Origin of the sequence: Pseudozobellia sp. WGM2, from assembly GCF_017810075.1 — a bacterium.
Taxonomy (GTDB): domain Bacteria; phylum Bacteroidota; class Bacteroidia; order Flavobacteriales; family Flavobacteriaceae; genus JADNYK01.
The window spans coordinates 59818-84611 of sequence record NZ_JADNYK010000004.1 but is presented as its reverse complement, the minus strand read 5'-3'; the positions used below and the strand labels follow the sequence as shown (position 1 = coordinate 84611).

Genomic DNA, 24794 nt, shown 5'->3' with positions numbered 1-24794 from the left:
CTTTTTTATAGTTTTAGATTTCAAAATTACTAAATTGTAGGATAAATCTCTTTTAATGAACTTGTATTTGAAAAGAAATATCATTGTAATACTATGTATTACCTTTGCGCCCTTATTACAAAGCCAAAATTTACCTATGACCCAAGTTGTCGCACCGATCGCCAAGAAAATTCCACATAAATTAGAAAAACATGGCGATATAAGAATTGACCCTTACTACTGGCTTAATGACCGGGAAAACCAAGAGGTTGTTGAGTATTTGGAAGCCGAGAATGATTTCTACAATAAAAGTACCGAGCATACCAAAGAATTTCAGAAAAAGCTGTTTGATGAAATGAAAGGCCGCATTAAAGAAGATGATGAATCTGTACCATATAAACAGAACGGCTATTGGTATATTACACGATATGAATTAGGAAAGGAATACCCGATATACTCAAGAAAAAAAGAAACCTTGGATGCCAAAGAAGAAATTATGTTCGATGGTAACGAAATGGCGAGAGACCATGAATACTTTAGTATTGGTGGCATTGCGATAAGCCCCGATAATAAATTAGCGGCTTTTGGCGTAGATACGGTATCTAGACGTCAGTATACCATTCAGATAAAAAACTTGGAAACTGGTGAGATTCTTACCGATAAAATCGAGAATACCACCGGCGGATCGGTTTGGGCAAATGATAATAAGACGCTTTTTTATACCCAGAAAGACCCGATTACCCTTCGTTCAGATAAAATTTACAAGCATAAACTAGGGGTTCAAGCCAGTAATGATGAGTTGGTATTTCATGAGCAAGATGAAACTTTTGGCACCTATGTCTATAAATCGAAATCGAAGAAATATATAATTGTTGGGTCTTATAGTACACTAACTTCAGAATATCAAACCTTACTTTCAGATTTTCCGGATGGTGATTTAAAAATGTTTTCCTCTAGAAAGAGAGGTTTAGAGTACGGCATTTCACACTACGGTGACCATTGGTACGTTTTGACGAATAAAGATTCGGCTACCAATTTTAAATTGATGAAAGTCAATGAAGACCACACTTCATCTGAAAATTGGAAAGAATTTATTCCCCATAGAGACGATGTACTACTGGAAGATATCGATATTTTCAAAGATTATTACGTGGTTTCCGAACGAGAAAACGGACTAAATAAAATCAAGATTGTTCGGTGGAACGGTGATGAGAGCTATTACTTGCCTTTTGATAGTGAAACCTATACCGCTGGGGTAAGCAGAAACCCTGACTTTGATACCGATATCTTAAGATATGCCTATAATTCTATGGTTACCCCTAACTCGGTCATAGATTTTGATATGGGTACCCGAGAAAAGACAGTGAAAAAAGAGCAAGAGGTTCTTGGCGGTAATTTCGATAAAGAAAATTATGTTGAAAAAAGATTATGGGCTACGGCCAGAGATGGTGAAAAAATACCGATGTCTTTTGTGTACCATAAGAATACGGAGCTGAATTCTAACACGCCCATACTTCAATATGCGTATGGTTCTTATGGGCACACTATCGACCCCTATTTTTCAACTGTAAGATTAAGTCTTTTAGACCGCGGTTTTGTATATGCGATAGCGCATATTAGGGGTGGTGAATATTTGGGTAGAAAATGGTATGAAGAGGGTAAATTGCTCAAAAAGATGAACACCTTCACCGATTTTATCGATTGTTCAAAATTTTTGATTGCAGAGGGGTATACCGGTGCAGGTCACCTTTATGCCATGGGAGGTTCTGCAGGCGGGTTGTTGATGGGTGCAATTAATAACATGGCCCCCGAAATTTATAACGGCATCATAGCTGCCGTACCTTTCGTTGACGTTGTGACTACCATGTTAGATGAATCTATACCTCTAACTACCGGGGAATATGATGAATGGGGCAACCCCAATGAAAAAGAATATTACCAGTACATGAAATCCTATTCACCTTATGACCAAGTGAAGATTCAGGCTTATCCGAATATCCTGGTTACAACAGGTTTTCATGATTCGCAGGTACAGTATTTTGAACCGGCAAAATGGGTCGCAAAGTTGCGCGAAATGAAAACCGATAATAAACTTTTACTTTTTGATATTAATATGGATGCAGGTCATGGTGGAGCTTCAGGTCGCTTTGAAGCACTAAAGGAAGTAGCCAAAGAATATGCATTTTTATTGGATTTGGAAGGGAAAATCGACTAATCGAAAAAAAATAGTAATTTTGCCTCAAGGAAAATGTAGAAAGTTCAACACTTTCTCATTTTACAAACTAGACATCCTTTATGGAACAAAAGATTAAGGCTTACGATAATATTTTAGAACTCGTAGGCAATACTCCCCTCGTTAGATTGAATAAAATTACCAAAGGTTTTACCGGTAATTTTTTTGCAAAAATAGAATCATTTAATCCAGGCCATTCTTCAAAAGATCGCATTGCAATGCATATTATTGAAGAGGCAGAACGTAAAGGTCTTCTTAAAGAAGGTAGTACCATTATTGAAACTACCTCAGGCAATACTGGGTTTAGTATAGCTATGGTCAGTATCATTAAAGGGTATGATTGCATATTGGCGGTAAGCTCAAAATCTTCGAGAGACAAAATCGATATGTTGCGTTCAATGGGTGCAACCGTATATGTTTGTCCGGCGCATGTTAGTGCTGATGATCCCAGGTCGTACTATGAAGTGGCTAAAAGATTGCATCAAGAAACTAAAGGTTCGATTTACATCAACCAATATTTCAATGAACTAAATACTGAAGCTCATTACGCATCTACAGGTCCTGAGATTTGGGAGCAAACCGGTGGTCAAATCACCCATTTGGTGGCTTGTAGCGGCACAGGGGGTACGATTTCAGGTACTTCTAGGTTTTTAAAAGAACAGAACCCTAATGTTGAAGTTATTGGGGTAGATGCCTATGGATCGGTTCTTAAGAAATACCATGAAACACGAGAGTTCGACAGCAAAGAAATTTATCCATACCGTATCGAGGGTTTAGGCAAGAATCTAATTCCGGCGGCCACTGATTTCGATATGATCGATGAATTCATAAAGGTTACCGATTCTGAGAGTGCCCATACTGCACGAGAAATCGCCAAGACCGAAGGCATATTTGCCGGGTACACAAGCGGAGCGGTAATGCAGGCCCTCAAACAACTCAATGAGGCAGGTAGATTCAAATCCGATGATAATGTTGTAGTTATTTTCCCAGATCATGGATCGCGCTACATGAGTAAGGTCTATAGTGATCAATGGATGGAGGATCAAGGTTTCTTTGATACAAAGAAGGTCGAAGAAACTCAGAAGATACAATACATAAAAGAATAATATTTTCCTGTGAGGTCATAAAAAGCAGCAACCCGAAAGGTCGTTGCTTTTTTTGTACATCAATTATTTATGAATTTCGTGCTGAAAATCATACTTTTGCAGGCAGAACTTAATCGAAACGAATGCGAGATTTATTTGATAGAATTTTAGACAACAAGGGACCATTGGGAAAATGGGCATCACAGGCAGAGGGTTATTTCGTTTTTCCTAAACTTGAAGGGCCTATTTCTAACCGAATGAAGTTTCAAGGTAAAGATGTAATTACTTGGAGTATCAACGATTACCTTGGTCTGGCAAATTTGCCTGAAATAAAGAAAGTAGACGGTGAAGCTGCGGCCGAATATGGCGCCGCTTACCCTATGGGAGCTCGAATGATGAGTGGTCACACCGATTTTCACGAACAATTGCAGCAAGAACTCGCTGATTTTGTAGATAAAGAATCTGCTTATTTATTGAATTTCGGCTATCAGGGAATGGTTTCTGCTATAGATGCCTTGGTGTCGAAAGATGATATCATAGTGTATGATGTTGATTCCCATGCCTGTATTATCGATGGTGTGAGACTGCATATGGGCAAGCGTTTTACCTTTAAGCACAATGATATTGATAGTCTTGAAAAAAATCTCGAGCGTGCTACCAAAATGGCCGAGCAAACTGGTGGTGGTATCTTGGTGATTTCAGAAGGTGTTTTTGGCATGCGTGGAGAGCAAGGCAAACTAAAGGAAATAGTTGCACTTAAAGAAAAGTATAACTTTAGGCTTTTTGTTGATGACGCTCATGGTTTCGGTACCCTTGGTAAGACCGGTGCAGGTGCAGGTCAAGAACAGGGGGTTCAAGATGGCATAGACGTTTATTTTGCAACATTTGCAAAGTCGATGGCAAGTATCGGAGCATTTTTGGCTGCTGACAAGCAAATCATTGATTACTTAAAATATAACTTACGTTCTCAAATGTTCGCTAAGTCGTTACCTATGATTTATGTTAAGGGAGCGCTGAAAAGGCTTGATATGTTACGTACCATGCCAGAACTTAAGGCGAAGTTATGGGAGAATGTAAATGCATTGCAAAATGGTTTGACCAGTAGAGGTTTTAACATTGGTGATACCAATAGTTGTGTTACCCCGGTTTATTTAAACGGCAGTATACCGGAAGCTATGGCGTTGGTAAAAGATTTACGTGAAAATTACGGAATCTTCTGTTCTATAGTTGTATACCCAGTAATACCTAAAGGGTTGATTCTGTTACGTATGATTCCTACAGCAACACATACCTTGGTAGATATCGAGGAGACGTTGGAGGCATTTTCTGCAATTAGAGAACGCCTAGAGAACGGTACTTATAAAAAGCTATCAGCTGCAGTTGCCGCTGCAATGGGAGAATAGTGCGATAAGAAATATAGACTAAAAGGCCTTCCAAATTTTTGAAAGGCCTTTTGTTTTTACGCTGCTATTTGAAGATTTTTTTGAATGTATTCTTTCCAGCTTTTCAAGGAACTTAATTCACTATAAAGAGGTAAATTATCATCAGTATTAAAGAATTCTATGCTTATCTCAGACCCTTGCGCCGAAAAAGGTAAAAGGTTCAGTTCAAGCTTATCCACAATAAAACTTCGTTTCTTATCACGATTTATTACTTTATCTGTTTGAATTATTTTACAATCCTTTATTTCATTAAGTGCAATGCGATATTCTTTAGCAAAGTTTTCCCCTTCCTTATAAAAGAATAGAAAATTATTTTTTGCATCAACGCCAATGGCGAAGTTGGTGAATATTTCAAACTTGCCTAATTCATATCCATTATCGGTAGCCATTGATTTAATGACTTTAAATAATTTTTTCTGCCTTTTGCTTTTCCCTCTAAAAAGAAAAACGAACGGTAGTATACATATAATTAAAATTACTGCGCACACGAGTGCACTACCAAAATCTGTATTCATGGGTATTTATTTAAATAATAAAATTGATGATTTGCGCCAATAGGTATTTACCCGGCGTTTATTTTGCTCAGTCGAGCATGATAAAATTTTCTAGAGAAGAAATGTTACCAGAAATAATGGAAAGGAAAGATTATATCGCATTTTCGTAAGCGGATAAGAAGCTGTTTCGAAAACTTTATATAAGACCTATGTTTGGCTAAGTAAAATTTTTCACTATGTTTTACGCTCGCCTGAAAATCAAATGGATTCTTACTTTTGATCAGTGGCGATACTGCTACATTCTCACCGCTAATATCAATTCCAAGAAGAGCACAATTAAATTTGACCTGAGAATGATGAACAAAGAGCTCTTTCTTTGAGTGTGGGTTTACTTCAGCAAACGAATTATCTTTTGGGATAGATAATATACCCAATGAAAGCTGCAAGATTGCAACCAAGAAAATTCCGAAAAGTGGCTTAAGAAGCTTGCCCATAGTGCAAAATTAGTCGAGCGGAAATCAAAAATACCATCTAAGATGTTAATTTAAATAAAATAGACATCCTATATTTTAAGAGTTCTGTTTACCTCTTCAAAGGCTTGAGCCTTATCTGCCAGAACCACTAAGGTATCATCTGCCAAAATCTCGGTGCTTCCGTTTGGTGTAATATAGCTATTGTCTCTAATAATCATGGCGATTATCGCATTCTTTGGAAAACTGAGGTCGACTATCTTTTTATCTACAGCAAAACAGTTTTTTGTTACGGTTATCTCTCTCATTTCGGCCTTTGGGTTTTCGGTCATTAACAAGTCGGTCGCCGTCAGTTTTTTGGCTTTTTCGGGCAATGCAACATGAAGCCATTTCGCAATAAGTGAGAGGGTCGTACCCTGAATTAGTACAGAAGTTACAGATATAAAAAAAACGATATTAAATATCATATTGGCTTTTTCAATACCTGCCAAAAGAGGATAGGTTGCAAATACAATGGGTACCGCCCCCCTTAAGCCTACCCAAGAAATATAAAGACGTCTTCTCATTTTCATTTTAAAGAAAATCAAACTGATGAACACTCCTATAGGTCGAGCGATAAGAATCAAAAATACGGAAATGAGAAGGCCAATACCAAAAATCGGTACTACCTGACCTGGGAATACCAGTAGGCCTAACGTAAGAAAGAGCACGATTTGCATAAGCCATGCGAGCCCATCATAGACTTTTAAAATAGTTTTTTTGTGTATTAAATCTTGGTTTCCTAAGTATACGGCACAAATATAAATAGCAAGAAATCCGTTACCACCTAAAACATTGGTAGCAGAAAAGGTAATGAACATTAACGAAATGACCAGTACGGGATAAAGCCCTTCAAAATCAAGTTTTATTTTATTTATAATCAGTTTGCTGAGTTTACCGAATATAAAACCGGCAATACCACCAAGAATCATTTGCTGTAAGAGCATTGGTATTACCGAAAAAATGCTTTGATCTTGATTGACTACCAATGTTAAAAAGGCAATGGTCAATACATAGGCCATTGGGTCGTTACTACCGCTCTCTAGTTCTAAGGTAGGTCTCAAATTGGTTTTCAGGGCAAGGCTTTTAGAGCGTAAGATTGAAAAAACTGCTGCCGCATCGGTCGATGAAACTATCGAACCTAAAAGCATGCTTTCGTAAATCGTAAAATCGGTTATCAGCCAAACAAAGGTTCCCAAAGATAAGGCCGTGAGTAAAACACCTAATGTTGATAAGGCAATGCCCTCGCGTAAAACGGGTTTAATCGAGTTCCAGTTAGTGTCTAACCCTCCTGAAAAAAGTATAAAATTCAATGAAACAAGTCCAATAAATTGTGCAGTCTTAGGATCATTGAATTGAATACCTCCAAGTCCGTCAGAGCCCGCAAGCATACCAATGGCAAGGAAGAAAAGTAATATTGGTACTCCAAACTTGTAAGAAGTTTTTCCTGCAATAATACTGATCAACAACAATAATGACCCGACTAGAACAATATTTTCTATGGTAAGATTCATTGTGTTTTATCTTGAGATTTAAATCGTATTAGCTGATATAATTTTGAAAAACCAATTTTATAGGTTTTTTACTACAAAATAAATAAGATTTTATAACAATTTGATGTTCATGGCGTTATATAGTTTAACCCTCGCGCTTCAAACTTTTGAGGTCATGAAACAGTTAAATATTTCTCGTGTAAAAATACCATTTACAATTAGTATAATGGTTCTTTTCCTATGGCTAATTGGTAAATCTGATTCTTCAGCTTCACCACTTTCAGAAGTAGTTGTTTCCGATTTAAACCTACTTACTCACTTTTATGAAGATACAACTGACTGCAATGATAGAAATACTAATGAATGTATTGATTACCTGAGTGAGAAGGCGAGTGAGCTATTTCGTAAAAAACCTGACGAAGCCTATTCAATAGGAGAGCAGTTAGTGTTATTGGGCGAAACCAATAATTTAGAGATTTGCATAGCGAAGGGGAAAGAAGTTATGGCTCGTGCCTCTATGAATAAAACGGTAAACGTTAGCAGCTTTCGAATGGCAAAAGAAGCCCTTGATTACGCCCTGAAAATTAAAGCAGATACTGTTTATCTAGATTGTATTAACATTCTAGGCTTAGGCCATTTTAGAAAAAAAGAATATCACAAGGTCTTTCAATACAATCAAATGGGGCTTGAATTTGCTAAGAAAGCCAATATTAAGGATAGAAGGTTAAGGTTCACGACAAATGCAGGGGTAATACTTCTAAAAGTTGGAGAATACGATAAAGCACTTAAATATTTTGATGAAGCTCTAAACTTATCGACAACTAATAAAGAATCGATACAGTTGGCAAAACTTCATATGAACAAAGCCGATCTATTTTATTACCAAAAAAAATATGATTTAGCGGAAAGAGAAATTTCAACATCTCTGCAAGTTTTAGATGGGTTCGAAAATCAACTTATAGAAACTGAGGCAAATTTAATTCGAGGAAAAATTAGCTTTGAGAAAGGTGATTTGTTAGGTGCAAAAAATTATTACGATAAAGCCGATAAATTGCTTGTAAACTGGCAAGATTATAAACGATTGGCCCAAGTAAACCTTGGTTTTTCCGGTATTGCTCTTAAAAGTAGTAAGTTAAAAGAGGCAGAAAAATATGCTCTTATTGCTAGTAAATATTCAAATACATCGAACTATAATAATGGCAAGTTAGAGTCATCGAAACTACTTCATCAAATTAATTCACATCTTAAAAACTATGAACGCGCTAGCAAGTACCTGCTCACTCATACGCATTTGTTAGATTCTCTTGAGGTAGCTGAAAACCAAACCAAAGTGAGAATCAAGTTGGTAGAGATGAATTTAAAACAGAAACAAGATCAAGCGAAAGCCGAGGAGAGAATAAATAAGAGACGCCAAAACTTTATATTATATGCGACAGTATTTTTGTTATTGATATTGGTGGGCATCACACTTATAATTATGCAGAATGAGAGAAAGCAGAGGGTTTTAAATAGGAGTCTATACGTGAGTAAAATGGAGCTTGAAAAACAATCGTTGATATTGAGCCAAAGCAATGATGATAAAAGTAAACTTTTTTCTATCATAAGCCATGATTTGAAAGGTCCTATGAACTCATTCAAAGAATTGGTTAAGATGTACAACAGGGGGGTGATTTCAAAACAAGAAATAGACATGTTCGCACCTCAGTTTGAAAATAAAATAGATGGTATTTTATTGACTCTAAATAATTTGTTGACTTGGGGAAAGAATCAAATGGGCGGAATCAAAACTGAGCCTGTCAACATCAATTTACATGATTTAGCAGCTACTAATATTTCTCTTTTATCAGAGATTGCCCAGAAAAAATCTATAGAATTGGTCAATCAGCTCAGTGTAAAAAGTAATGCATGGGCCGATAGAGACCAAATAGATATAGTTATTAGAAATTTGCTGAGCAATGCCATAAAATTCACGAAAGAAAATGGAGTGATTACCATTTACGCCAGTAATATGAATGATAAATGGCAGGTCTGCGTTCAAGATTCAGGAATTGGCATGAATGAAGAAACTGTTGCTCGAATATTTAATGATGATTCTAGTTTTACTACCTATGGTACCAAGGGTGAAAAAGGTACCGGATTGGGCTTAATGGTCTGCAAAGAAATGGTCTTGAACAACAAAGGAGATATTTGGGTCGATAGTAAAGTAGGTAGTGGCTCAAACTTCTATTTTACAGTGCCTAAACTTATACCATAAATATTAAGGGGGTTAAAGGCAGACGTGCAGTTATTCTGTTTATATTTTCTTTCTACTTCCCCTTAAAAACAGATTATTCCTATTACTTATCAATTATTAGACTTCTAGAGGTGAGAGAATTTTTATAATTTTAGATGTGATGAATGGGTATCTATCAAATCTGTGAGATTTTAACTTTTCACTGGAATTGATTTAAAATTTTTAATTTACCTTCAAGAGGTGCAACCAAAAGTTTTTGAAGGCTTATGGTATATGTACCGTCTACAGTTTAGTCTTCAAGAATTTCTACCCAAACCGCTAGTGATGAAGTATTTGTTTACTTTTTTTAGAATGCTATTCTATCTCTTTGCAATTTTACTTTTGTTTCCATTGCAAATGGTAGCGAACTGCCCTTTTGATTTGAAATATTCTGATGACGAATTGGTTAAAAATAATTTGAGCAAAAGTAGTGAAGCCTATATAGCCTACTTGAGTAAAAAAGCAAAACTAGTTGTCAGAGACGATCCCACTACCGCATATCATATAGGTGAGAAATTAATTGCATTTGGAGAATCTAACAGTATAGAGCAGAGCATAGCCAAAGGAAAGCAGATAATCGCAAGAGCATCGATGCTCAAAGTGGTAAATGACAAAAGTTTTAAATTGGCTAGAGAAGCTTTGGAATATGCCAAAAAAATCGGCGCCGATTCCGTATATCTAGATTGCATAAACATTTTGGGTATCGGTCATTTAAGAAAAAAAGAATTCCATAAGGTTTTTGAATATAATCAATTAGGCTTAAATCATGCTCTTACTATTGGTAATTGGGAGAAGAGACTGAAATTCACTACCAACGCAGGTGTGATTCTTTCGATAATCAAAGAGTATGAGAAGGCTTTAATGTATTTCGACAAGTCACTAGAATTGCTTTTAACTCAACCCGAAAATCTTCATTTGGCCCAAATATATATGAACAAGGCCGATTTATATTATAACCAAGAAAAATATGATTTTGCCAAGAAAGAGGTTTTAAATTCATTTAAAATTCTTGAAAATATTGATGATAAATTAACAAAAACCGAAGGTTATATAATTTTAGGTAAAGTTAATCTTGAACATAAAGATTTAAAGTCTGCCCAAAATTATTTTACAAAGGCTCTTAAATTATTGGAAGGTAGAGAAGATGCCAAAAGAATTGTAGAAACTAATCTGGGATTGGCCAAAGTTCAACTTTTAAGCCAAAACTATGCTGAAGCTAAAGACTTTGGCTTTTTGGCTTTAGAGTTGGCTAATAAATCAAATTATAATAACGGAAAGTTAGAAGCTTCGTTATTGATGCACAAAATAAATACAGCACTCGACGACTTTAAAGAAGCCAATAATTATTTGGTCAGTTATACGAAACTCTCCGATTCTTTAGAGGTGGCAACGAGCGAAACTAAATTAAAAGTTTCCTTGGCCGAAATGAATTTTAAGAATACAGAGCAGACCATACGTCTAGAATCAAACCGAAATTTAAAACGTCAAAAATATATACTTTATACTACTATAACCTTACTTCTTATTTTACTGACCATTACTTTCTTTGTGATTCATAATGAAAAACAGCAAAAATCTTTAAACAAAGAACTGCATTTAAGCAAAGTCGAGCTAGAAGAAAGGTCTAAAGTGCTACACCAAAGCAATGAAAACAAAACCAAATTATTTTCAATCATAAGTCATGATTTAAAAGGCCCTATGAATTCATTTAAAGATTTGGTGAGTATGATCAATAGGGGAAAACTATCAAAAGATGACCTCTTGCATTTTGCACCGAAGTTCGAAAATAGTTTAGATGGTCTTCTTTTTACATTGAATAATCTATTGACTTGGGGAAAGACTCAAATGGATGGTATAAAGACAATTCCAGCGAAAATTAACATGGGCGAAATCGTCAATGCTAATATTTCGCTTTTATCGGAAGTAGCTAATAAAAAGTCTATTGAACTAATGAACGAATTTGGTGAAGATGAGTTGGCTTGGGCAGATAAAGACCAAGTGGATATTGTTCTAAGAAACCTGCTTAGTAACGCAATTAAATTTACACCCATAAATGGCACTATAAACGTAGGCTGTAATACACAAGATAAAATGCTTGAAATTTATGTGAAGGACTCAGGAGTTGGAATGAGCCCTGATGTACAAAAACATATTTTTGAAAACGATACGAATTTCACTACATATGGCACCAAAGGAGAAAAAGGTACGGGCCTTGGTTTAACGGTTTGCAAAGAGATGGTTGAGAATAATGGTGGTGAGATATGGGTGGATAGTCAGGAGGGGAGTGGCTCTTGCTTTTATTTTACCATACCTAAATATAGCAATCAAAATTTAAGTTGATTCCTAAGGTGCATTAGAGGTACTTTTTATAAGTAGAGCGGCGTTTATAGATTTTTGGGTCGAAGTGTTTCCACATTTGACGAATCGCAATATTATCTTCTAGTTCGGGTGTGCGATAGCACATTTCAATACCTTTTTTCTTGAATGTCTTGTAATACTCGTTGAATATGATTGCGGTAACGCCTTTGTTTTGATACTCAGGATGTATACCTATCAAATAGAACAAAGCGTCTTTATTGTGTTTTTTCGCTTTAAGTAAATGATATATTCCCCACGGGAACAATTTGCCGTTAGCTTTTTGGAGAGCAACAGAGAAGGAGGGCATAACAATTGCGAAAGCTATCAACTTATCTTCTTTGTCAACGATAAATTTTATGTACTCAGGGTTGATAAATGAGATGTATTTTTTTTTGAAATAAGCTTTCTGTTCTTCTGTAATCGGCACGTGTGATGATAACTTCGAATATGTTTCGTTGAAAAGGTCGAACATTTGGTCTGCCATGGGCAGAACTTCTTTTGTTTTTTTAAAATTTACCTCACGTAAATCATACCTTTTTTTTACGATTCCGTTTAGTTTGGTAAATAATGCCGGATCGGCATTACTACTAGGAAACTTGTTCTCAACATACCTCTTTTCTTTTTGAAAACCTAAACGTTCATAATGCTCAACGTAATACGGGTAATTATACCAGGTCACCATACTGCCAATGTGGTCGTAACCCTCGGTAAGAACACCGACCTTGTCTAAATTAGAGAAGCCCACTGGTCCTTCCATAAATTCGAGCTGATGCTCTCGGCCAATATCGGCTACTTTATCAAGTAAGCATTTAGATACCTCTGGATCATCAATAAAATCAAACCAACCAAAGCGCATTTTTTTTACTTTTTGTTGATTGATTTCTAGGTGATTTACAATCGCAACAATGCGCCCTACGGGTTCATTGTTTTTGTATGCGATAAAAAAACGGGCATCGGCATTTTTAAAAGCAGGGTTTTTATTTTTGTCGAAGGTTTCCATCTCATCTGCTATGATGGGTGGCACCCAGTATTTGGAATCCTTGTAAATGGAGAAGGGAAACTTAACGAAACTTTTTATTTCGCTCTTTGAAACCGCTTCTTTTAAGGAGACCATACCGTTTATTTTGTAAGGTCAATATTAGGCATAATTCAACTGAGAATAAAATTAAACCTCCTAATTTATAGAAGTAACTTGGGGTGTGGTCCATCAAAAATCAATAGCTCCGCCGCCTTCTGATTTTTTTTGCTTCCTTTCCTTTTTCTTGAGTTTTCTAAGTTGTTTTTTTGAAGGCCCGAGATTAATATCTTCCGCACCGCTACCACCTGCCTTCTCTTTTTCCTTACGCTTCTTTTTCATGCTATTTTTCTTGATAGCACCTCCATTTTCATTGGCATTCTGATCGTCAATGGCCTTGAGTTTGTCTTTATGAAGGTCTAAACGATAAGAACCGCCTATGGTAACAAAAACTCTCGATGGGGTATTTTTAAGACTGGCGCCGAGATTGAAATCAACCTGTAAATTTTCACCAAGTAGATGGGCGATACCCCCACGAATGAGAACATCTGAATACCTATCGCTGTCAATGCCTTGGTTTTCTACGAATGCACTCCATTTAGGGTTTCTAAAGGCATGGGAAAGCGACACTAAATAACTAAGTTCAGGAAAATCACTGCTTATACGGTCATAGGCAAAGTTGGTTATCAAGACAAATCTGGGTGACAGCCTACTTTGAGTTGCTAATAAAGCTCGGTATGAGACAGTTGGGTCACCTACATAAAACGGATTGCCTCCCAGATTAAAAGTTGCGCCTCCATACATAGAAATCGAAGGAATAAGATTTTTAAGTTGAAAAACATTATTCGCTCTCCAGCTGTAAAGGTTCGGTTTGTTTCTTTCTTCTGATTTGTATCTGTCATAAATCAGAAATTTCAATCCAACTCTGTTTCTTGAGAAATCAGTTAGGTTGTTCGATGTGCCGAAATCTGAGAAAGTTATATTCTGGTTTTGATAAGCTCCTTCGTAAATCAATTCAAGCTGCTCGAACAATAGGCCATATCTCAGTGCAAATTCACTGCCCCAAATGTCACTTTGTGTATTTAATAGGGCATGGTCTTTTTGCTCATAATAGATACCGGCCTCGAGCTGAAGAACATTTCTGCCTACAGCATAGGCACTGACCGATTGCCCAGGGCGATTTGAGTTGATTACATCTGTGTATTGCGCCAAACTGAAGAAGGGTAAAACAAATGCAATAATCTTTAAAAAGTTTTTCATGTCATTACAATTGGTAACGGCTAACATGCGTTCTAATGAATTAATTTTTCCGGTGATGGCGGTCAAAAACCGATTTACCTACCGTTGTAGTGGTACTGCTAATGGTACTTTAGCTAAATTTTAGCAGTTCTGCCCTGCTATTACAACGTCAGAATCGTATTTTTGATATAATTATTTATAGAAAAGATGACATTTTTAAAAACAATCCTCATAATCTTACTGGTCTATTACCTCTTTAAGATTTTGGTAAAAATGTTCGCTCCCAAAATCTTTGGGTATGCAGCACGAAAGACCGAAGAGCATTTTAAAGAGAAGTTCGGTGAGTTTGCCCAACAGAATAGGGACACAGAGGAACAGATTGGGGAAGTTATTATAGATAAAAAACCTTCAAAAAAAAGTTCTAGTTCTAATAAGGTTGGCGATTATATCGATTTTGAGGAAGTCGATTAAGCAATCGTTACTTTGAACTAACTACTTACTTTACAATCTTAATTAATTAATCGGATTCGTATTATCGATTCATGAATTCGGAAATCTTCCGCAGACTTACTAAAGTCAGATTAAGTTCGTTATTTTAGCCGCGTCAATAAGATTTTCCTGTTATGCAAAAAGGATTTAAAGCCTTCTTCGTTCACTTTTTTGTAGCTGTTTTTTTCGTTATAGCCGCTTTGGCCTATTTTCACCCAGTTCTTCAGGGGAAAGTGATTGAACAGTCTGATATTGTTCAGTACACGGGTATGGCTAAAGAACAGAATGATTTTCGCAAGCGCACTGGTGAAGAGCCCTACTGGACCAATAGTGCCTTTGGGGGTATGCCTACCTATCAATTAGGTGCTTATTACCCACATGACTATGTGAAAAAATTAGATCGGCTTATACGCTTCTTACCTCGCCCTGCTGACTACCTCTTTCTTTACTTTATCGGTTTTTATATTTTATTGTGCTGCCTTAAAGTAGACTATCGCTTGGCTATTATAGGGTCTCTTGCATTTGGTTTTTCTACGTATATGATTATTATATTAGGTGTTGGCCACAATGCAAAAGCTCACGCTCTAGGTTATTTACCTATGCTTCTTGGGGGTATTGTTCTAGTGTTTCGAAAGAAATACGTCTGGGGTTTTATACTTTCGGCAATTGCCATGGCATTAGAAATAGGTGCCAATCATTATCAAATGACCTATTACTTTATGCTACTGGTCTTAATTCTTGGCGTTGTTTATTTGGTCGATGCCATTAGAAAAAAGCAGTTGCCTCACTTTTTTACTTCCGTTGGTATTTTGTTGATTGCGGTGGCCTTGGGTATTTCAGCAAACGCCACTGGGCTGTTGGCAACCAAGGAATATGCAGATTGGAGCACCCGCGGTAAATCTCAACTTACTATTAACCCTGATGGGTCGTCTAAAGAAAATGTCAATGGTCTTGATAGAGATTATATTACCCAATATAGTTATGGTATTGCAGAATCGCTAGACCTTTTTGTACCCCGGCTTTTTGGCGGGTCGAACGGTGAAGATTTGGGCGAGGGTTCAAAAAGCTATAATTTTCTTATCGACCAAGGGGTCTCTAGAAGTCAAGCTTTGAATTTTTCAAGCGGTTTACCCTTATACTGGGGGGATCAACCTATAGTTGCGGGCCCGGCTTATATTGGCGCTATTATATTTTTCTTGTTTATTCTAGGGTTGTTTTTAATCAGGGAAAAGGTCAAATGGTGGCTGCTCGGCGGAACTTTAATGTCTTTGATGCTATCTTGGGGCAAGAATTTTTCGTTTCTGACCGACTTCATGATCGATTACTTTCCGTTGTACGATAAGTTTAGGGCCGTGTCTTCCATTCAGATAGTATTAGAGCTTTGCGCTCCCGTGATGGCCGTTTTAGCATTAGGCCAGCTTTTAAGTAGTACTACTGAGGCTTCTAAGAAAATGAAATCTTTAAAGATTTCGGTTATAATTGTCGGAGGATTAGGCGTTCTATTATTTGTTTTCAAAGGCGCTTTCGATTTTATAGGCCCAAGTGATGACTATTTGAAAAAAAATTATGGGGATGAATTGGTTTCATTGATTCAAGCTGATCGTAGGGCCGTTTACAATAGCGACTTGATGCGCTCGCTTATATACGTTTTGCTTACGGCGGCAGCAATTTGGTTATATATAAAGGGAAAGCTAAAAGAGAATATTGCTATTGGTACCATAGGCCTATTGATTGTCTTCGATTTGGTCGGTGTTGGTCTGCGGTATGTTGATGGTGATAATTTTGTGGCAAAGCGAAGAATGACACAACCATTCACCGAAACCGCCTTAGATAAAGAAATTAAGAAAGATGAAGGTGTTTTTAGGGTTTATAATCCTTCAGAGGGAATTAACGGTGCCCGCACCTCATTCTACCACCAATCAATAGGTGGTTATCATGCAGCTAAACCGGCTGCTTTAGAAGATTTGTTCAGTTTTCATATTTATAAAGGAAACTTGAATGTTCCGAACATGCTAAACGTGAAATATGTAGTGCAACAGGATGAAGAGGGTAGAAGCTACCCTGCTTTAAACCCAGATGCAAACGGAAATGCTTGGTTTATTAGCAAACTGAATAAGGTAAACAGTGCCGACGAGGAGATAACGGCGTTGGAGAATCTTGATACTAAAAAGGAGGCTGTAATAAACACTGCAGAAGTAAACTCACTTAACAGATTTGACTTTCAAGTAGATTCTTTGGCTACTATCAAACTATCCAATTATGAGCCGAACCATTTGACCTATACGTCGAATAATTCTAATGCTGGAGTAGCCGTTTTTTCAGAAATGTACTACCCCCAGGGCTGGAACGCATATATTGATGGTCAATTGAGAGAACATTTTAAGGTTAACTATAGTCTTCGAGCACTACGTGTTCCCGAAGGTGAACACACCATAGAGTTCAAATTTGAACCTGAAGTTGTGCAGGTGGGCAGTCAGATAACATTAGCATCGTCCATTCTCTTGGCCCTGGCTGTTATAGGTGGTTTAGGTCTTACATTTTACCAGAAACGTAAGCCTGAAGAAGATGTTTACGAAGACGCGTAAAATCAAGTTGACAATTGCTCTTTACTTTAACCCCATTTTGACCCCATGAAAAAAGTGCTCATTATAACATATTATTGGCCTCCCGCTGGTGGTCCCGGGGTACAACGGTGGTTGAAGTTCGTGAAATATCTTCGTGATTTTGATATCGAACCAATAGTATATATTCCTGAAAATCCGCATTATCCCATTGAAGATGCTTCATTGACAAAAGAATTACCCAAAGATTTGACGATTTACAGTCAACCTTTATTTGAGCCTTATGGCGCAGCAAAATTCTTATCCTCTAAGAAAACAAAACGTATCAGCTCGGGTATTATTCAAGCTAATAATCAATCATTTATAGAAAGAACAATGCTATGGGTGAGGGGTAATTTTTTTATTCCTGATGCTAGAAAGTTTTGGGTAAAACCATCGGTCAAATTTTTAACTGATGTAATAGAAAGTGATAATATTGATACCATTATTACGACGGGGCCACCGCATAGTGTTCATCTAATAGGCCTTCAACTTAAAACAAACCTGAAGATAACTTGGTTGGCCGATTTTAGAGATCCGTGGACGTCTATAGGATATCACAAAAAATTAAAATTAACTACCTCTTCGCAGAAAAAACATAAGATCATGGAGAGCGCAGTTTTGAATGAAGCCGATCACGTAATAACTACTAGTAAAACCACTAAAAAGGAATTTGAAGAAATTACTTCTAAACCGATTTCCGTAATAACAAACGGTTATGATTCTGGGCACAGTACAGAGGTAGACCTTGATAAGAGTTTTACGATTTCTCATATTGGATCGTTACTCACGGGTAGAAATCCGAAAAATCTTTGGAAAACATTATCGAGAATTGCTGCCGAAAATGCTGTGTTCAGAGCAGATCTTCAATTAGAATTTATGGGCGTTGTAAGTCAAGATGTAATGGATAGCCTGTACCGTTATGAATTGGGGCCCTATATTAAAATGAGGGGCTACGGTTCGCATGCCGAAGCGCAGCGAAAACAACGGCAGTCACAACTATTGTTGCTTGTAGAGATTGATTCTGAAGAAACTAAAGGAATTCTACCAGGTAAGCTATTCGAATATATGGCAGCTAAACGTCCGATTCTTGCCTTAGGACCTAAAGATTGGGAAGCTGGTCAAATAATTTCTCAGACCAACTCGGGAAAAACTTTCGACTACAATTCTGATTTTGACTTAAGGGACACTATACTAGAATGGTACGCCGCTTATAAAAAGAATAACTTAATATCAAATTCTGTTGATATCGAGAAGTATAGCCGCAAATCGTTGACCGAAGATTTGGCTAAAATTCTTCAGAAAATTTAATGAGTACTACTGATCAATAGAAAATGGGTATTGTATTTAAGCAGTCATTGAACAACTCTATCATAACTTATTTAGGTTTTGGTATAGGTGCGCTTAATACCTTGGTTTTGTACCTGAATTTCATGTCACCGAAGTATTACGGTTTGATTCAGGTTATTTTATCGGCTTCATTAGTGTTGAATCCGATATTGGCTTTTGGTGTACCTAATACCTTGGTGAAATTTTATAGCAGTTTTAAAGATAGTACAACAATTGATGGTTTTTTGACCATGATGCTGCTATTGCCTCTTGCACTGATTCTACCCGTAGGTTTAATTACCTTTTTGGGCTATGAAGCGATAGGCGATTTTTTGTCACGCGAAAACCCAATTGTAAAAGGGTATATATGGCACATCTTTTTCATAGGCATGGCCATGGCATATTTTGAGGTTTTTTATGGCTGGGCGAGGGTTCAAATGAAATCTGTCTTTGGTAATTTTATGAAGGAGGTTTTTTCTCGTGTAATGGTATTCATCATGCTCTTTCTATTATATTTTGATGTCATTTCGGTAGAGCTCTATATACATATTATGGTAGGTGTTTATATTTTTCGTACGATAGTTATGAAAGTATATGCTTATCGGCTTCATGCTCCGAAACTGGTGTTTAATTTCCCTGAAAATACAAGAAATATATTGGTTTACAGCACACTGATTATATTGGGAGGTTCAGTGGCAGTGGTACTCTTGGAAGTTGACAAGGTCATGATCAACCAATTTATTGAAATCGAAAATGTGGCCTATTATAGTGTTGCGGGCTTTATAGCAATGGTCATCGCAGTACCTTCACGATCAATGCATCAGATAACTTACCCGATGACCGCAGAATTATTGAACAAAAGAGATACGCAGGGTTTACAACGATTGTATCAAAAAAGTTCATTGACTTTGTTCATTATTTCCGGCTTATTGTTTCTGCTCATCCTGCTTAACCTTGACGATATGTATAATTTAATGCCGGATGCTTACAGAAATGGCTATATCATATTTGTATGGTTGGGCTTGGCAAAATTGTATGATTCTTTGATGGGTAATAACAACTCTATTCTCTACAATTCAGATTATTACCGTGCCGTTTTGATTTTAGGGGTTCTATTGGCCGTAATGACTATTCTTTTAAACCTTTGGTTGATACCTAAGTTTGGTTTGAATGGTGCTGCAATTGCAAGCTTTTCAGCTCTTTTCACTTACAATACATTAAAAATAATTTATGTGAAGCTAAAATTCGGAATGACACCCTTTACCCAAGAAACCTTTATAGCTGCCATACTCATTTTTGGTACCGGTGTACTTTTCTATTTGGTCAACTTCCCGTTTCATTCCATATTAAATATTATTTTAAAGGGCTTACTCATCACAATATTCTATGTCGTGATACTATATCGGTTTAGAATCTCTGAAGATGTTTATGAGCTACTATTCAAATACATTAAAAAAATAAGGTAATTGTGAAGTGCTCTTATGAGCTTACTGTGATATTTGCCTGATATCATTAATTAATATTTATAGTATATTTAATACATAACCACTTTGAATGGGCTATATAATAAAAGGAACTGTAAATGCATCTCTATTTCCTGATATACGGGAAAATGTAAGTGATGCACTAGTTCTAATTTATTTGGATGATGATCTAGCCGAAAATCGACATAGTTCAAAGAAGGAAGCACGACAGCTTACAAAAAAGGAAATAATAGATAAACAAGACTTATGTATTGGTCAGGCCAAAACCAATGGCAATGGCAATTTTGAAATAAAGTTGTTCGAAGCCTATGACAATCAGAGAATAACCATAGACATAAAGTTAAGCCAAGCTCCTTATCAAAAGTCAATCAATCGAAAAAAGGAAATTCAATATACCCTTATTAAGCTTAATCCCGTTTGGAGACCTGATGGGCAGAATTTTAGTTACAGTTACAACCATACCTTTCCCTTTAAAAATTGGTGTCAGATACGCGCCCTTTTCGATGCATGGACCATTTGTGGAAGTCTAAAGATAACCGGAGCCACAAATACTAAACTTTTTGGATTTAAGATTGTAGTAATGGATGTCGACTGGATCAAAGATGATTTAATCGGTACGGCCATAACCGATGAAAAGGGATACTTTAGAGTAGATTATACTAGTGCAGATTTTAAAAAGACGTTTCTTTCACCGATTCTAAATATTGAAACCCCTATTTCGACAATACCCGGGCCCGGGATTTATTTCAAAGTTTTATCGCCTGAAGGTAAAATTATTTACCAAGAAGATAGTGTTCAAGGGCACACGGATGAACGCAAAAATATACCTCGTTGCTACTTTGTAAAATTAAATGTTACCCTTGTTGATGATAAGGTAGTTTAAGTATTTATCTGATTATTGTGTACATTCCCACTCCAAATAAAAGATTTTTTCATAACGAATAAGCAATTATTGTTCTAATTGTTTCAAGGGCGAATAAATAATTCTATGTCAGAAAAGAAGTTGAAAAGAAAAACATCGTTTACCGGATCTACGGAGTTTACGAATATTAAGCTCGAGGAGCCAATGCGATATGCTGCAGGTAAGCTTGGGGTCAAAGAAGCCCTAAAACATGGTTTTAAAGAAATGGGTATTGTACGTTCAATGCGTGCTTTACTTGAAATGAATCAAGAAGATGGTTTCGATTGCCCCAGTTGTGCTTGGCCTAACCCTGAGAACCCATCCACAGTTGCCGAGTATTGCGAAAACGGAGCCAAAGCTCTTGCAGATGAAGCGACGACGAATAAGATAGCTAGACAGTTTTTTACTAAATATTCGGTAGAAGAACTATCGCAATTCACCGATTACCAATTAAATAAATTCGGTAGGTTGACCGAACCTTTGGTTTTGCGACCAGAAAGTATACACTATGAACCTATTTCCTGGCAAGAGGCATATGGATTGATATCAGAAGAATTACGTTCATTAAACGACCCCAACGAAGCTATTTTTTACACTTCTGGACGCTCTAGTAATGAAGCTGCCTATCTATATGGTATGTTCGTTAGGGCATTTGGCACCAATAACATGCCCGATTGTTCTAATATGTGCCATGAGTCAAGTGGGGTCGCACTATCTGAAACGTTGGGTATTGGTAAAGGGTCGACAAAATTGGAAGATTTATATGCAGCTGAAGTGGTCTTAGTGGTTGGTCAAAATCCAGGTACCAATCACCCAAGGATGCTCTCGGCACTTGAGAAATGTAAACAGAACGGAGGTAAGGTTATCAGTATAAACCCATTGGAGGAAGCCGGACTGGTGAATTTTAAAAATCCGCAGAACTTAAAGGGATTAGTGGGTTCAGGAGAAGATATGGCCGACATTCATCTAGCTGTAAAAATCAACCAAGATATACCTCTTGTTAAATTGATACTGAAGCGGTTGGCTGAATTAGATGCAAGAGATAAGAATGTTTTCGACCATGATTTTATCGCGCAATATGTCAATGGCTATGATGAACTCTTGGCCGATTTAGTTCAATATGATGAGCAAGATTTATTGGAGCGATGTGGTGTTCCGGAAGAGAAGATTAATGAAACGGTAGCATTGTTGGCTGCTAAAGAAGATATCGTAGTTTGTTGGGCCATGGGGCTTACCCAGCACGAAAATGGGGTACAGAACATTCGAGAATTTGTGAACCTCTTATTATTGAAAGGAGCAATGGGCAAACCCAATGCTGGTACCTGCCCTGTTCGGGGTCATAGTAATGTTCAGGGTGATAGAAGTGTGGGTATTATGCATTATGTGGATGAAAAACTGAACCAACGAATTGAGAAGCATCTCGGTTTTGTTCCCCCTGCGGAAGAAGGGGTTGATACCGTGGGTGCAATAAAAGCCATGTATGAAGGTAGGGGAAAGGTGTTCATTTGTCTTGGGGGTAATTTTTTGATGGCTGCCAATGACACGGAATACACGGCACAAGCCTTACAGAATTGTTCACTAACGGTTCAGATCAGTACCAAATTGAACCGAACCCATTTAGTGACAGGTAAGACTGCCCTTATTCTACCGACTTATGGCCGTTCGGAAAAGGATATGAAAGATGGCAAGCTTCGCTATTTTACTATGGAAGATAGTATGGGTAGGGTAAGACAGTCTCGCGGACTTTTAAAACCGGCTTCGGACCATATAAAAAGCGAACCAGAACTCATCGGAGAACTGGCACATGTCTTTTTTGATGGGAAACACTCCGTCAATTGGAAGGCCATGGCCGAAGATTATAACCTTATACGGCAGAGCATCGACAAGGTTGCGAAAGGTTTTGATAATACCACTGAGCGTTCTAAAGGAGTGGGGTATTATCTACCGAACAATGTTCGAAATTTAGATTTTAGTATGTTGCCCGGTGGTAAGGCCCAGCTCACCCTGAACGATTTACCGGAGCATAACCTAGAAAGAGATGAATTCTTGTTGATGACCATCAGATCTCACGATCAATTCAATACAACCATTTATGGACTTGATGATAGATATCGCGGGGTCTATAATGAACGGAGGGTGTTGTTTATGAATTCCAATGACATGAAGTCGCACGGATTCAAAAAAATGGATGTAGTGGATATTAGTAGCCATTATGACAATAAGAAGCGCACGGCATATAAATTTTTGGTTATCCCTTACAGTATTCCTAAAGGTAATTTGGCGGCCTATTTTCCTGAGACCAATGTTCTGGTGCCCTATAACCGCTATGCGCATCGAAGTAAAACCCCAATAAGTAAATCGGTAAAAGTCACGGTTGTTAAATCGGAATGAAATCCAATTAAAACCCCCGCAGTAGATAAATCTACTACGGGGGTAACAACTAACCAACCTAAAAACTAATCTTAATATCTTCTTGTACTTCTTGAAGTAGTGGTTCTTGAAGCTGTACTACTTCTTTTGACAGGTGTCTTTCTAACCTTTCGCTGAGTCGAAGTATTTCTAGTAGCAACATTACCTCTACTACTTGAACTTCTTTGACGAACAGTCGTATTACTCGTGGTTCTCTTTCTCGGACTATTATAAGTCTTCGTTGTTCTTGTAACCGTTTTTCTCTGAGGTGTTCTTGTAACCGTTCTCTTCGTTACAGTATTACTTCTTGGTGACTTAATAGCCGTAGATTTACGGTTTACGGTTATATTGCCATTAGTATTTCTATTTACGGTAGAACTTCTCTGTACCGTTCCACGTTTCGGTGCTGTAGCATTTCTGTTCACGGTCGTTCTTGAACGAACTGTGCTATTTGCAGAATTAGTTCTATTTCTAACTGCATTATTGCTTCTAGACGCTACTGCTCTACTGCTTCGTATGGCATTCTTACGAACTGCTACCTTTCTATCATTTCTATAGATTTTGGCACGTTCTCTTCTAGCTTGATTATACTTATGAGTTCTACCGATTTTCGCATAAGCCCTTCTGGTATTATGTCTGTAAGGCCTGTGATAGGTGTAGCGAATAGGGCTATAGTATCTTCTATAAGGCTTGTTGAATACCAGGCAAAAACCAAGTGCCGGTCTAACGAACAAAGAATGAAAAGGTCTGAATACATAACGCCTGTTATAAACATTAATGTAACCGGTATGATAGTCGTAAAATCCTCTACGGTTATAGAAAACGTTCATTCCGCCTAAACGACGTACTCTACCATTATTATAACTGATGTCAACATCACCAATTTGAGTTACACGCCCGTGATAATCATAGTATACGGGTACGTTTTCAACTTGAATTACCGCACCATAATCATCATATTGTGCATAAGGACTATAGTCAAAGCCAGAGTTGAAGGTCACGCCGTTTTTTCGTCCACTAACATATGAATCGATGTAAAAATCAAACTCACCATCGGGGTAAACTGAAAACGTAATGCCATTTTCGACAAAAATAAAGGCGTCGTTGTATCTATAAGCATTGCGTTCTGCAACCTTATCTTCTGTACTAGTGGCCAAAACACCTGAGGTGCTCATAATTAAGGCCGAAAAAAAGAGTACTATATTTTTCATGATATAAGGTTTTTAAATTCTCGAATGCAACTATTCACATTCGTTGAGTATTAAACAAACAGCATGCCAAAAAATATTTACGAGAATAAACAACTGAAAATCAATATATTAAAATAATATTTTAATTATTAAAGATTTCAAATTTTCTCAGTACGAACTTATATATAGATTATAGCTCTGTGAAAAATAGAAGCAATAAAGTATTGGGCATCCTCATAATTCAAATGAGAATGCTTTTTTAAGGGAAGTAGA

18 protein-coding genes are annotated in these 24794 nt (G+C 37.1%); 12 read left to right on the top strand and 6 right to left on the bottom strand.

Annotated features, from left to right (window positions below; translation table 11 throughout):
- Positions 1 to 136 precede the first annotated feature (136 nt).
- The 3 genes from IV512_RS10225 (at position 137) to IV512_RS10215 (ending at position 4700) form a co-directional block, all read left to right on the top strand.
- Positions 137 to 2194 (top strand): S9 family peptidase, encoded by a 2058-nt coding sequence (locus IV512_RS10225; protein WP_245224724.1) that lies wholly within the window; start codon positions 137 to 139, stop codon positions 2192 to 2194.
- An 80-nt stretch (positions 2195 to 2274) separates the two neighbouring features.
- Complete coding sequence (locus IV512_RS10220; RefSeq protein ID WP_209403037.1) at positions 2275 to 3318, top strand: PLP-dependent cysteine synthase family protein; 1044 nt, start codon at positions 2275 to 2277, stop codon at positions 3316 to 3318.
- Between the two features lie 122 nt (positions 3319 to 3440).
- Positions 3441 to 4700: an aminotransferase class I/II-fold pyridoxal phosphate-dependent enzyme gene (locus tag IV512_RS10215; protein WP_100871914.1), complete on the top strand. Its 1260-nt coding sequence runs from the start codon at positions 3441 to 3443 to the stop codon at positions 4698 to 4700.
- 56 nt (positions 4701 to 4756) lie between these two features.
- Here IV512_RS10215 and IV512_RS10210 read toward each other — a convergent pair whose 3' ends face one another.
- From IV512_RS10210 to IV512_RS10200, 3 genes are all read right to left on the bottom strand, one after another.
- Entirely contained in the window at positions 4757 to 5254 is a 498-nt protein-coding gene (locus IV512_RS10210; protein ID WP_209403035.1) for a hypothetical protein, read from the bottom strand.
- Between the two features lie 104 nt (positions 5255 to 5358).
- On the bottom strand, positions 5359 to 5727 hold the full coding sequence (locus tag IV512_RS10205) for a hypothetical protein (RefSeq protein WP_209403033.1): 369 nt from the start codon (positions 5725 to 5727) through the stop codon (positions 5359 to 5361).
- Positions 5728 to 5795: 68 nt separating this feature from the next.
- Complete coding sequence (locus IV512_RS10200; RefSeq protein WP_209403031.1) at positions 5796 to 7256, bottom strand: potassium/proton antiporter; 1461 nt, start codon at positions 7254 to 7256, stop codon at positions 5796 to 5798.
- A 154-nt stretch (positions 7257 to 7410) separates the two neighbouring features.
- Here IV512_RS10200 and IV512_RS10195 point away from each other — a divergent pair, with 154 nt between their 5' ends.
- Both IV512_RS10195 and IV512_RS10190 read left to right on the top strand, forming a co-directional pair.
- Complete coding sequence (locus tag IV512_RS10195) at positions 7411 to 9489, top strand: ATP-binding protein (RefSeq protein ID WP_209403029.1); 2079 nt, start codon at positions 7411 to 7413, stop codon at positions 9487 to 9489.
- A gap of 303 nt (positions 9490 to 9792) precedes the next feature.
- Positions 9793 to 11847: a HAMP domain-containing sensor histidine kinase gene (locus IV512_RS10190; RefSeq protein ID WP_209403027.1), complete on the top strand. Its 2055-nt coding sequence runs from the start codon at positions 9793 to 9795 to the stop codon at positions 11845 to 11847.
- Positions 11848 to 11860: 13 nt separating this feature from the next.
- On the opposite strand, the gene IV512_RS10185 is transcribed toward IV512_RS10190, so the two are convergent.
- Both IV512_RS10185 and IV512_RS10180 read right to left on the bottom strand, forming a co-directional pair.
- Positions 11861 to 12979 (bottom strand): GNAT family N-acetyltransferase, encoded by a 1119-nt coding sequence (locus IV512_RS10185; protein WP_209403025.1) that lies wholly within the window; start codon positions 12977 to 12979, stop codon positions 11861 to 11863.
- Positions 12980 to 13072: 93 nt separating this feature from the next.
- Positions 13073 to 14140: a transporter gene (locus tag IV512_RS10180; protein ID WP_245224723.1), complete on the bottom strand. Its 1068-nt coding sequence runs from the start codon at positions 14138 to 14140 to the stop codon at positions 13073 to 13075.
- Between IV512_RS10180 and IV512_RS19965 the strand changes: the two genes are divergently transcribed.
- From IV512_RS19965 to IV512_RS10150, 7 genes are all read left to right on the top strand, one after another.
- Positions 14139 to 14264 carry a hypothetical protein gene (locus IV512_RS19965; RefSeq protein ID WP_256439295.1) on the top strand — a complete coding sequence of 42 codons (126 nt, stop codon included), beginning with the start codon at positions 14139 to 14141 and terminating at the stop codon, positions 14262 to 14264. The two genes, IV512_RS10180 and IV512_RS19965, sit on opposite strands and share 2 nt — an antisense overlap.
- A gap of 62 nt (positions 14265 to 14326) precedes the next feature.
- On the top strand, positions 14327 to 14590 hold the full coding sequence (locus IV512_RS10175; protein WP_209403021.1) for a DUF4834 family protein: 264 nt from the start codon (positions 14327 to 14329) through the stop codon (positions 14588 to 14590).
- Positions 14591 to 14742: 152 nt separating this feature from the next.
- The gene (locus IV512_RS10170; protein WP_209403019.1) at positions 14743 to 17193 is read left to right on the top strand and encodes a YfhO family protein; all 2451 of its coding nucleotides are present in this window, start codon (positions 14743 to 14745) and stop codon (positions 17191 to 17193) included.
- A 45-nt stretch (positions 17194 to 17238) separates the two neighbouring features.
- Entirely contained in the window at positions 17239 to 18519 is a 1281-nt protein-coding gene (locus IV512_RS10165; protein ID WP_209403017.1) for a glycosyltransferase family 4 protein, read from the top strand.
- A 23-nt stretch (positions 18520 to 18542) separates the two neighbouring features.
- Entirely contained in the window at positions 18543 to 20003 is a 1461-nt protein-coding gene (locus IV512_RS10160; protein WP_209403015.1) for a lipopolysaccharide biosynthesis protein, read from the top strand.
- A gap of 88 nt (positions 20004 to 20091) precedes the next feature.
- Positions 20092 to 20904, top strand: a complete 813-nt coding sequence (locus tag IV512_RS10155) for a hypothetical protein (protein WP_209403013.1) — start codon at positions 20092 to 20094, stop codon at positions 20902 to 20904.
- 105 nt (positions 20905 to 21009) lie between these two features.
- Positions 21010 to 23313, top strand: a complete 2304-nt coding sequence (locus IV512_RS10150) for an FdhF/YdeP family oxidoreductase (RefSeq protein ID WP_209403011.1) — start codon at positions 21010 to 21012, stop codon at positions 23311 to 23313.
- Between the two features lie 71 nt (positions 23314 to 23384).
- On the opposite strand, the gene IV512_RS10145 is transcribed toward IV512_RS10150, so the two are convergent.
- On the bottom strand, positions 23385 to 24542 hold the full coding sequence (locus tag IV512_RS10145) for a hypothetical protein (RefSeq protein WP_209403009.1): 1158 nt from the start codon (positions 24540 to 24542) through the stop codon (positions 23385 to 23387).
- Positions 24543 to 24794: the final 252 nt, after the last annotated feature.